At 68.2% G+C, this 11,176-nt stretch carries 7 protein-coding genes; 1 reads left to right on the forward strand and 6 read right to left on the reverse strand.

What is annotated here, in order from left to right; all coding sequences use genetic code 11:
- Positions 1–399 precede the first annotated feature (399 nt).
- The 6 genes from FFS52_RS22715 to FFS52_RS22740 form a co-directional block, all read right to left on the reverse strand.
- On the reverse strand, positions 400–2,319 hold the full coding sequence (locus tag FFS52_RS22715) for an ABC transporter ATP-binding protein (RefSeq protein WP_068971129.1): 1,920 nt from the start codon (positions 2,317–2,319) through the stop codon (positions 400–402).
- Complete coding sequence (locus tag FFS52_RS22720; RefSeq protein ID WP_068971128.1) at positions 2,316–4,049, reverse strand: ABC transporter ATP-binding protein; 1,734 nt, start codon at positions 4,047–4,049, stop codon at positions 2,316–2,318. Before FFS52_RS22720 ends, FFS52_RS22715 begins: the two co-directional genes overlap by 4 nt.
- Before the next feature lie 171 nt (positions 4,050–4,220).
- Positions 4,221–5,030, reverse strand: a complete 810-nt coding sequence (locus tag FFS52_RS22725) for a family 1 encapsulin nanocompartment shell protein (RefSeq protein ID WP_068971127.1) — start codon at positions 5,028–5,030, stop codon at positions 4,221–4,223.
- A 58-nt stretch (positions 5,031–5,088) separates the two neighbouring features.
- Positions 5,089–6,093, reverse strand: coding sequence for a Dyp-type peroxidase (locus FFS52_RS22730; protein ID WP_068971130.1), 1,005 nt, complete (start codon positions 6,091–6,093; stop codon positions 5,089–5,091).
- Positions 6,094–6,191: 98 nt separating this feature from the next.
- Positions 6,192–7,865: an FAD-binding dehydrogenase gene (locus FFS52_RS22735; RefSeq protein WP_068971126.1), complete on the reverse strand. Its 1,674-nt coding sequence runs from the start codon at positions 7,863–7,865 to the stop codon at positions 6,192–6,194.
- Positions 7,866–7,940: 75 nt separating this feature from the next.
- On the reverse strand, positions 7,941–9,419 hold the full coding sequence (locus FFS52_RS22740; RefSeq protein WP_137811001.1) for an amidase: 1,479 nt from the start codon (positions 9,417–9,419) through the stop codon (positions 7,941–7,943).
- 440 nt (positions 9,420–9,859) lie between these two features.
- Between FFS52_RS22740 and FFS52_RS22745 the strand changes: the two genes are divergently transcribed.
- Complete coding sequence (locus FFS52_RS22745) at positions 9,860–10,825, forward strand: alpha/beta hydrolase family protein (protein ID WP_065632259.1); 966 nt, start codon at positions 9,860–9,862, stop codon at positions 10,823–10,825.
- Positions 10,826–11,176 lie beyond the last annotated feature (351 nt).

Below are 11,176 nucleotides of genomic sequence, written 5' to 3' on the forward strand. Positions count from 1 at the left end.
AAACCCCACCATCATCCATCCCGCAGCCACCACCGGCCGCCGGGCCACACCCCCACGCCCACACCCATCACAGGACCCTGTTGACACAAACCCTCATAGGCTGCTCAGGGAGCGGGTGGGGGACGCGCTTTTCTTGCTCCCTGAGGTGCGAGCGAAGCGAGCCTACTTGTGCTCCCTGAGGTGCGAGCGCAGCGAGCCACGAAGGGGCTCGCGAGGTGCCTTACCAGGCCCTTCGTGGCTCGTCGCTATCGCTCCTCGCACCTCAGGGACCAATGGGTGTGTGGCGCTCTCGGATTAGGGAGCGGGGTGGGGACGCGCTTTTCCTGCTCCCTAAGGTGCGAGCGAAGCGAGCCTTCTTGTGCTCCCTGAGGAGCGAGCTTGCGAGCGTCACGAAGGGTCTCAGCTCGCCTCGATGGCCCCGGTGAACTGGCTTTCGTACAGCCGGCAGTAGGCGCCGCGGGCGGCGAGCAGTTCGTCGTGGTTGCCCTGCTCGACGATGTGCCCGTCCTCCATGACGACGATGACGTCGGCGTCGCGCACCGTGGAGAGTCGGTGCGCGATGACGAAACTCGTGCGATCCGACCGCAGATTGGCCATCGCCTTCTGGATGAGCAGCTCGGTGCGGGTGTCGACGGAACTCGTCGCCTCGTCGAGGATGAGGATCGTGGGCCGGGCGAGGAAGGCCCGCGCGATCGTGATGAGCTGCCGCTCACCGGCACTGACGCCACCGCCCTCGTCGTCGAGCACGGTGTCGTAGCCGTCGGGGAGGGTGCGCACGAAGTGGTGGACGTGACTCATCCGGGCGGCGTCGAGCACCTCCTCTCGCGAGGCGGTGGGATCGCCGTAGGCGATGTTGTCGTAGATCGTGCCGCCGAACAGCCACGAGTCCTGCAGCACCATGCCGGTGCGCTCGCGCAGGTCGTCTCGCGTCATGTCCGTGGAGTCGACGCCGTCGACCCGGATGACACCGGAATCGACGTCGTAGAACCGCATGATCAGGTTGACCAGGGTGGTCTTGCCCGCGCCGGTCGGGCCGACGATCGCGACCATGTGCCCGGGACGCGCGACCAGACTGAGATTCTCGATCAGCGGCTTGTCCTCGACGTAGCGGAAGGAGACGTCGTCGAACTCGATGAGTCCCTTGTCCTCGGCGGGCGTCTTCGGATTCGCGGCGTCGGGCGACTGCTCGTCGGCGTCCAGGATGTCGAAGATCCGCTCGGCGGAGGCGACACCGCTCTGCATCAGGTTGATCATCGAACCGATCTGCGTCAGCGGCTGCGTGAACTGGCGCGAGTACTGGATGAACGCCTGCACCTCACCGAGACTCAGCGAGCCCGACGCCACGCGCAGACCACCGACGACCGCGACCGCCACGTAGTTCAGGTTCCCCAGGAACATGATCGTCGGCATGATGACGCCGGAGATGAACTGTGCGCGCCAACTCGACTCGTACAGTTTCTCGTTGCGCTCGTCGAAGGTCGCCTCGATCTCGCGCTGACGGCCGAAGGCGGTCACCAGCTCATGCCCGGTGAAGGCCTCCTCGACCTGAGCATTGAGCGCGCCCGTCGACGACCACTGGGCCGAGAAGTGCGGCTTCGAACGCTTCGCGATGATGCCGGTCGCGATGATCGCCAGCGGCACCGTGGCCACCGCGATGAGCGCCAGCAGCGGCGAGATCCAGATCATCATGATCAGCAGCGCGATCACCGTCAGCACCGAGTTCGCGAACTGGGAGATGGTCTGCTGCATGCTCTGTGACAGGTTGTCGAGATCGTTGGTCACCCGGCTCAACAGCTCGCCGCGCGGCATCGTGTCGTAGTAGCGCAGCGGCAGGCGATGCACCTTGGCCTCGACGTCGTCGCGGAGCCGGCGGATGGTGCCGACGACGACGATGTTCAGCAGGTACCCGGCGAGCCAGGCGAGCGCCGAGGACACCACGTACAGCACGAGGGTGATCAGCAGCACGCGACCGACGGCGCCGAAATCCACTCCGACGCCGGGGGTCACGTCCATCGACGAGACCATGTCGGCGAACGTGTCGTCACCGCTCTCGCGGAGCCCGGCCACCGCCTGTTCCTTGGTGAGCCCCTCGGGCAGGGTGCGGCCGATCACGCCGTCGAAGACGAGGTCGGTGGCGTAACCCAGCACGCGGGGCGCGATCGCGATCAGCACGACCGAGCCGACCAGCGACGCGAGCGTGACCGTCATCAGCAGTCGGTACGACGCGAGCTGTGCGACAACGCGTTTGACCGACGGCCAGAACGAGCGAGGCTTGGATTCGGGTCCGGCCGCCATCGGCGGGTCTCCGGGCCGGGTCATGAGCGCTCCTCCATCGCCATCTGCGATTCGACGATCTCGGCGTAGGTCGGGCACGACTGCCGCAGGTCGTCGTGGGTACCGAGCCCGACGACCCGGCCGCGATCTAGCACGACGATCTGCTCGGCGTCGACGATGGTCGAGATGCGTTGCGCCACGACGATGACCGCGGCGTCGCGGGTGGCGGGGCGCAGTGCGGCGCGCAGCCGCGCATCGGTGGTCAGGTCGAGCGCGGAGAACGAGTCGTCGAAGAGGTAGATCGCGGGCCGTCGGATGAGGGCGCGTGCGATCGCCAGGCGCTGCCGCTGCCCGCCGGAGACGGTCGTACCGCCCTGGGACACCTTGGTGTCCAGGCCGTCGGGCATCGCGGACACGAAGTCCTCCGCCTGCGCGATGCGCAGCGCCTCCCAGATCTCATCGTCGGTGGCGTCGGCCTTGCCGTGCAGCAGGTTCGAGCGGATGGTTCCCGAGAACAGGTACGGCCGCTGGGGCACCAGCCCGACGACCGACCGTAGCTCGTCGGGATCGAGCCGCTTGACGTCGGTGCCGCCGACCCGGACCGCGCCGGAGGTCGTGTCGATCAGCCGCGGCACCAGCCCGACGAGGGTGGTCTTGCCCGACCCCGTCGAGCCGACGATCGCGGTCGTGGTGCCCGGCTCGACGCGGAAGTCGATGCCGCTCAACACCGGGTCGTCGGCGCCGGGATAGCGGAACTCGGCGGCATCGAACTCCACCGTGCCGGGGTGGGTGGCGAAACCGACCGGTTCACTCGGCGGATGGACCGAGGTGTCGGTGGCGAGGACCTCGGAGATGCGTTCGGCGCAGACCGCCGCGCGCGGGGCCATCATCGCCAGGAACGACGCCATCATCACCGACATCAGGATCTGCATCACGTAGCTCATCACCGCGGTCAGTGCGCCGATCTCCAGCGAACCGTCGGAGACCGCGTGCCCGCCGAACCAGATCACCGCGACGATGGTGACGTTGGTGATCACCATGACGACCGGGAACATCAGGGCCATCAATCGGCCGACGTGCAGGGTCGCGTCGGCGAGGTGGTCGTTGGCCACGGCGAAACGCTTGCGTTCGTAGTCTTCTCGCACGAACGCCCGCACAACCCGGATGCCGGTGATCTGCTCGCGCAGGACGCGGTTGACGTTGTCGATCCGTTCCTGCATCGCCCGGAAGCCGGGGATCATCTTCGCGATGATGGCCCCCATCGACACCCCGAGGATGGGCACCGCGATGGCGATGACCCAGGACAGGGCCGGCGCCTCCCGGACGCCCATGACGATCCCGCCGATGCACATGATCGGCGCCATCACCAGGATCGCGCTGCTCATCACGATGAGCAGCTGCACCTGCTGGACGTCGTTGGTGGTGCGGGTGATCAGTGACGGCGCGCCGAACGTGCCGACCTCGCGTGCGGAGAAGGAGTTCACCCGGTGCAGGAGGTCGCCCCGGATGTCGCGCCCGACCCCGAGCGCGGCGCGCGCGCCGAAGTACTGCGCGGTCACCGTCACGATGATCTGGGCGACGCTCACCAGCAGCATCCAGCCGCCGATGCGCAGGATGTAACCGGTGTCCCCGCGGGCGACGCCGTTGTCGATGATGTCGGCGTTGAGGCTCGGCAGGTACAGCATCGCGATGGTCGCCAGCAGTTGCAGCACGATGACGAGCGCGACGTTGATGCGGTACCGGGAGAGGTAGGTGCGGACGAGTCGGGTCAGCATCTAGGCGCCGGGAGCGAAGCGAGCGGGCCGAAGGCAACGGTAGGCGCCGGGAGCGAGAGCCGGCCGGAGTTCACTGCGATCACCTGCGCCAGACTAGTTGCCGCTCGCAACGGACGCCGCCGAGTATCTGCCCACCGGGAATCCGCGCAGGCGGGGACCGTGGGCAGCCGCTCAGGCGGTGGGCGGCTCGGTCAGCGCGACGGCTGCCTCGGCGGTGTGGGTGAGGAAGGTGAACGACTCCTGGAAGTACAGGTTCACCACGTCGGCGTCGTGTGAGTCGTAGCCGATCGACACGTCCTGGCCGATGGTCAGTTCGAAGTCACCGCCGCGGGTGCTCATCACGAACGCGCCGCTGATCGCCGGCGCCCACACGATGTCGCCGGTGAACAGGCGCTGGATGTGTTCGAGGATCGGGTAGCCGTGGTTCGACGTCTCGTTGACCTGGGTGTAGGCATCGGCCGACAGGGCCACCGCGTACGGACCGTCGACCGACGCCAGGCGCAGTGTGCTCAGCGCCTGGCTGACCGCCTCCGGGTAGTCGCGCACGTCGGCGGGCAGCGGGATCGGGGTGGCGGCGGCCTCGGCGCGGATGCCGGTGATCGCCGCCGCGGCGTAACCCTCGAAGATCGCCCGGTCCTCGGCGAGCGCGAGTTCGCGCGCGGCCTCCACGACCGGGTCCCAGTCGGAGTCCTTGGCGCCGCGGTCGACGTCGTCGATGGCCTCGCGGGACACCGTGAACGGGACCTTGAGTTCCACGAGCGACTGGGTGCGCCGTTGGAAGGCGGTGATCCCCTGCGACGGTGAGTCGATCTTGGTGCGATGTCCGAGCGTCACCGATGCGGTGTCGGAGCCGAGCGGCCCGGTCACGTCGACGAGGCGACGGCCCGCGACGTTGCGCTTGAAGGAGCGGGTCGCCTCCTCTTCGATCTCCGCCCAGGCCGCGTCGGAGATCGGTGCAAGTTCGCGATGCAGGTTGTTCATGGTGTCCTCCTGGTGCGGCCGGGTTGTGGCGGATGCGGTGGTCGGATGGCGGGTGTCGTCAGTGCAGTGACCCGATGCCCAGCGAGCCGTCGGAACGGGTCGTCGGGGCGGGGGAAGCCGTGGGTGCGGCGTCGGGCGCGGGTGGCAGGTCTTCGAGGAAGTCGAGTGTCGGGGTGAAGAACTGGGCCCCGGTGACCGCGGTGGTGAAGTCGAGGAGGCGGTCGTAGGTGCCGGGTGGGTCGCCGATGAACATTTTGCGCAGCATCTCCTCGGTGACGTCGGGCGCTGCCGAGTAGGCGATGTAGAACGTGCCGTTGACGCCGGCACCCGAGACGTCGCCGTACGGCATGTTGTCCCGCACCACGTCGATCTCCTCGCCGTTCTCGTCCTCGACGACGTTCAGCGCGATGTGGGAGTTAGGGGGCTTCACGTCGTCGGCCATCTCGACGTTGTCGAGCTTGGTGCGCCCGATCGCGGCTTCCTGCTCCTCGGTGCTCAGGTCGTTCCACGACGACAGGTCGTGTACGTAGCGCTGGATGGCGACGTAGCTGCCGCCCTCGAAGTCCGGGTCCTCCCCGCCGACCGTGATCGCGTCGATCGCCGCCTGCCCGATCGGGTTCTCGGTGCCGTCGACGAAGCCGATGAGGTCGCGCAGGTCGAAGTAGCGGAACCCGTGCACTTCGTCGACGACGGTGACCGCGTCCCCGAATGCCTCGGTGATCTTGGCGCCGAGTTCGTAGCACAGGCCCATGTCGTCGGACTTGATGTGCACGAGCAGATCGGCGGGCGTCGCCGGGGCGGTGTGGACCTCGCCCTCGTAGGGGACGAACGGACGCAGCGAACGCGGACGCGGGCCGGTGAACAGGCGGTCCCACGCCGCGGAACCGATCGACACGATCCCGGCCAGTGCTGCCTCGGGAGCCCGCGAGGACACCGCGTTGTTCAGGCCGGGGATGTCTTCCAGCGCAGCGCGAACCGCGTCCTCACCGCCGTCGTCGATGGTGAAGACGAGGAAGATCGCCGACTTCGTCTTCCGCGTCAGGATCGTTTGGGGCACCGGCACGCTGAACACACTAGCCCATGCGTACAAACCGTGGGGCAGCAGATCGTGCCGCGAATGTATAGGGCAGGCAACCCTTTTCGACGATGGCCGGTGGCCGGTCAGCGGGGCGTTGTGGCCCGCGCCACCGCCCGGCCGGCGGCGCGGCCGGAGAAGATGCATCCGCCGAGGAACGTCCCCTCGAGTGCGTTGTACCCGTGGACGCCACCGCCGCCGAAGCCCGCGACCTCGCCGGCGGCGAACAGGCCGTCGAAGGCGGTGCCGTCCGGCCGCAGGACCTGGGAGTCGAGATTGGTCTCGAGCCCGCCCAGGGTCTTGCGGGTCAGGATGTTGAGCCGGACCGCGATCAGCGGGCCGTGTTCGGGATCGAGCAGTCGATGCGGCTTGGCGACCCGAACGATCTTGTCGCCGACGAACTGTCGGGCATTGGTGATCGCCATCAGCTGTGCGTCCTTGGAGAACTTGTTGCCGATCTCGGCGTCGCGTGCGGAGATGATGCGTTCGAGGTGCGCGAGGTCGAGTTCGGGGCCGCGGGCGATCTTGTTCATCCCGGCGACCAGTTCCGGGAGGTTGTCGGCGACCACGAAGTCGACGCCGTTGCGCACGAAGGCGTCGACTGGTCCCGCGGCGCCCTTCGCCAGCCGGCTCTTCGCGGCCAGCTTGACGTCCTTCGCGGTGATGTCGGGGTTCTGCTCCGAACCCGACAGCATGAACTCCTTCTCCACGATCGTCTGGGTGAGGACGAACCACGAATAGTCGTGGCCGGCCGCCAGGATGGCCTTCATCGTCGAGATGGTGTCGAAACCGGGGAAGTTCGGCGGTGCGAGGCGGTTGCCGTTGGCGTCGAGCCACAGCGAGGACGGGCCGGGGATGATGCGGATCGCGTGGTCGGGCCAGATCGGGTCCCAGTTGTGGATGCCCTCGGTGTAATGCCACATCCGGTCACGGTTGACGATGTTCGCGCCGGCGGTCTCGCTGATCTCCAGCATCCGGCCGTCGACGTGCGCCGGGACACCCGAGATCATCGTCTCCGGCGCGGGACCGAGACGGTCGACTGGCCAGTTCTTGCGGATCAGGTCGTGATTGTGGCCGATGCCGCCCGAGGTGACGATGACCGACCCGGCACGGATCTCGAAGTCGCCCACGACATCCCGGTTCGACGCCTGGCCGCGTTCGGCGTCGGTCGGGGCGAGCGTGACACCCCGCACGCCGACGGCGGCGCCGTCGTCGACGATGAGCTCGTCGACGCGATGCCGGAACCGGAACTCGACGAGCCCGCGCTTCTCCGCCTCCAGGACCGGCTCGGCGAAGACCCGCACGACCTCGGGTCCGGTTCCCCAGGTGAGGTGGAAGCGGGGCACCGAGTTGCCGTGGCCGTCGGCGAACCCGCCGCCGCGTTCGGCCCACCCGACGATCGGGGTGATGCGCAACCCGAGGTCGTGGAGGTACTGCCGTTTCTCGGTGGCGGCGAAGTCCACGTAGGCGCGGGCCCACTGGCGCGGCCAATAGTCCTCGTCGTCACGATCGAAACCGGCCGACCCCATCCAGTCCTGCAGGGCGAGATCCGCGGAGTCTTTGATGCCCAGCCGACGCTGCTCCGGCGTGTCCACCATGAACAACCCGCCCAGCGACCAGAATGCCTGCGCGCCAAGGTTGTTGCGATTCTCCTGGTCGACCACGACGACGCGGCGTCCGGCCTTGGTGAGTTCGTATGTCGCCACGAGACCCGCCAGTCCCGCGCCGACGACCACCGCGTCGGCCCCGTGCTCCGCCACCGCATCTCCTCACACCGCCAAAATGACCGGGCCGGTCCCGGGACATGTGCATTCGCAGACGAGATTAGCCCCGTACTACAGCGCGATGTCGGCGTACCGGTGGAACCACGGCGCGGCGGCTTCGAGGCCCGCCGCGAGGGCGAGGAGATCGCCGTCGGAACCGAGACGACCGACGAACTGCACGCCGAGCGGAAGGCCGGCATCGGTCCAGTGCAGCGGCACGCTCATCGCCGGCCGGCCCGTGAGGTTGGCGAGCTGCGTGTACGGCACCCAGCCGAGGCTCTCGTAGATGAGCTTGTCGACGATCCCCAAGCGGGAGATCGCACGCCCGGACCGCGCGCGGGAGGCGAGCCGCGACGCCCGCTGCAGCACCGGTGGCGTGGTCATCGACCCGACCCGCGGCGGCGGTACCGCGAGGGTGGGCGTCAGCAGCAGATCGTGGGTCTGGTGGAAGCGGTCGAGGGCCAGGACGTGGTCGTTGATGTGGTCGAGCGCGGTGAACAACGGGACGACGCCGGCGGCCCGGCCCAGTTCCGCCAGCGTCAGGGTGTCGGCCTCGAAGTGGGAGTCGGGAGCGCCGGTGAGGCGTCGGACCTCGTCGACCTGGGCGGCGCACTTGGCGAACCAGATGTCGAGGAAGTCGCGGGCGAGGGCGGCGTCGTCATGCGGCGGATCGACCTCCTCGACCTGGTGGCCGAGTTCGGTCAGGATCGACGCCGCGTGCTCGACCGCAGCGACGGCCTCCGGGTGCGGATTCGCGTTGATCGCCGAGATCGTGGTGTACCCGATCCGAAGCAACCGGGGCGGGGTCGCGATCCGGGCACTGTAGGTCTCGGTGTGCAGCGGCGCCGGGTAGGTCGACGACGGCGTCGGTCCGATCAGTGCGTCGTACAGTGCGGCAGCATCACGGACGGTCCGGGTCACCACACCTTCGACGCCCATCCCGAACAGCGGTTCACCGGTCTGCGGACCGAACGGCATCAGGCCACGCGAGCTCTTGAGCCCGAACAACCCGGTACACGCGGCCGGGATGCGGATGGAACCGCCGCCATCGCTCGCCCCGGCCGCCGGCACGATCCCGGCGGCCACCGCGGCCGCACTGCCGCCCGACGATCCGCCGGGGGTCACGTCGAGGTCCCACGGATTGCGTGCGGGACCCCACAGGGTGGGTTCGGTGATGGCCTTCGCGCCGAACTCGGGGGTGTTCGTCTTGCCGAAGACGACCAGGCCGGCGTCGAGGAACCGGCGCACGCCGAAGGAGTGTTCGCGAGCGATGTGCGTGGCGAGGGCGCGCGAGCCGCGGGTCGTCGGATACCCGCGGAAGTCCTGCGCGAGGTCCTTGATGAGGAACGGGACGCCGGCGAAAGGCCCGGTGAGGTCACTGCGGACGCGGGCGTCGGCTTCGGCGTCCATGCGGATCACGATGGCGTTGAGCGACGGATTGACCGCGTCTGCGCGGGCTCGTGCGAGGTCGAGGAGTTCGGCGGCGGTCACCTCGCCGGAGGCCACGTGACCGGCCAGGGTGGTCGCGTCCGCGGACAGATACTCGCCCATGTGCACGTCCCGACCCTAGTTGTTCGGGGAGCGGGCCGAGCGGACTTGACGTCGATGGCCTCGGCCGGCCCGGGCGCCCGGCCCGTCACCGGAGAATCGGACGGTCACCGTTGCCCGGGCAAACCGGTAACGGGAAGATCGAGGATGTGTGGCCCGAACAGATGAAGAATTCGCCACATGCGCCGCCTATGTACGAAATGAGCTGTTCAACGGCGAGTGCTGTGACGTGCACCACCAAAAGATGTCATCACAGGACTCGCTCTCGCCTTTGCCGAGGCGTTATCGTGCCGTTACACTTCAGCACGACGGGTACCGCTGCCCGGGGGGACCAATACAATCCCCCTACGTACGACTCCGTATGCAAGCCCGCAGTAGTACCCGGTAGGCAAGACCCGCAAGCGGCCGGCTCCGGCCGTGGTGATCCAAAGGAAAACTGACGAATGCTGACACGCGCCCGTAAGCGCCTCGTCGCCGGACTCGTGGCTCTCGTGGCCGTGTCGGGTGCGACGCTGGTCGCAGCTCCGCCGGAGGCCTCCGCGGCCAACGGTTGCAATGTCGAGTACGTCCGCTCGAACGCCATGAACCGGACCGTGCCCGTGTGCATCGTCTCGGCCGGCGGCGGCGGACCCAAGCCGACGCTGTACCTGCTCGACGGACTCCGTGCCCCGAACAACAACAGCGGCTGGCTGATCAACACCGACGTCGCCCGCTACATGGCCGGCAAGGGCACCAACGTCGCCATCCCGTTCGGTGGCGCAGGCAGCTTCTACACCGACTGGCAGACCCCCGATCCCAAGCTGGGTGTCAACAAGTGGGAGACGTTCCTGACCCGCGAACTGCCGCGGTACATGGCTGCGCGTCACGGCAGCGACAGCCGTCGCAACGGCATCGCCGGACTCTCGATGTCGGGCACCTCAGCGCTGAACCTCGCATCGCGCCACCCGAACTTCTACAAGGCGGTCGCGTCCTACAGCGGCTACCCGACGGTCACCATGCCGGGCTTCACCCAGGGCATCATGGCCTCGGTCGCGGAGGTCGGCGGCAACCCGTTCAACATGTGGGGCTTCTACCCCGCGGGCACCTGGTTCCAGAACGACCCGTTCCTGAGCGCGGGCAACCTGGCGGGCAAGAACGTCTACGTCTCGTCCGGTAGCGGTGTCGGCAGCAAGTACGACTCGTCGGTCAACCCGGCCAGCGCCAACTTCGACCCCGTCAAGTTCGCGCAGATGATCCCGCTCGAGGTCGCCGCGTCGACCTCCAGCCAGCTCTACATCGGCCGCCTCGCGCTCGTCCCGGGCGTCAAGCTCACCACCCGGATCACCCCGGACGGTGCGCACTGGTGGGACTACTGGCAGAGCACCTTCAAGGAGTCGTGGGCCAAGACCTTCCGCCCCGCCTTCTTCTGAGTCAGACCCTCTGACAAGGGCCGGTGACCTTCGGGTCACCGGCCCTTGTTGTGTCTGCTGGCCGACCAACTCGGACCCGCGCGCAACCCCTGCTGGCCGAGCAGCTCGTGCACGCGTAGCGTGCCCGCGCAACCCCTGCTGGCCGAGCAGCTCGTGCACGCGTAGCGTGCCCGCGCGTCCGTCGAGGTCACTTGGGTAGGACTGGTTGCGGAGGGGCTTCGACTCGGCGCCTCGCTGCGCTCGGTGCCGGCTCAACCCGCGGGGGTGGGCTCGCACCTCTGCTGGCCGAGCAGCTCGTGCACGCGTAGCGTGCCCGCGCAACCCCTGCTGGCCGAGCAGCTCGTGCACGCG

It is taken from the genome of Gordonia sp. ALPHA1B1, assembly GCF_005502615.1.
Taxonomy (GTDB): domain Bacteria; phylum Actinomycetota; class Actinomycetes; order Mycobacteriales; family Mycobacteriaceae; genus Gordonia; species Gordonia hongkongensis.

What these genes read in the sequence shown, in the direction of transcription:
- FFS52_RS22720 (WP_068971128.1), bottom strand. Translation starts at nt 4,049, where the DNA reads ATGCTGACCCGACTCGTCCGCACCTACCTCTCCCGGTACCGCATCAAC.
- FFS52_RS22725 (WP_068971127.1), bottom strand. Translation starts at nt 5,030, where the DNA reads ATGAACAACCTGCATCGCGAACTTGCACCGATCTCCGACGCGGCCTGG.
- FFS52_RS22715 (WP_068971129.1), bottom strand. Translation starts at nt 2,319, where the DNA reads ATGACCCGGCCCGGAGACCCGCCGATGGCGGCCGGACCCGAATCCAAG.
- FFS52_RS22745 (WP_065632259.1), top strand. Translation starts at nt 9,860, where the DNA reads ATGCTGACACGCGCCCGTAAGCGCCTCGTCGCCGGACTCGTGGCTCTC.
- FFS52_RS22740 (WP_137811001.1), bottom strand. Translation starts at nt 9,419, where the DNA reads ATGGGCGAGTATCTGTCCGCGGACGCGACCACCCTGGCCGGTCACGTG.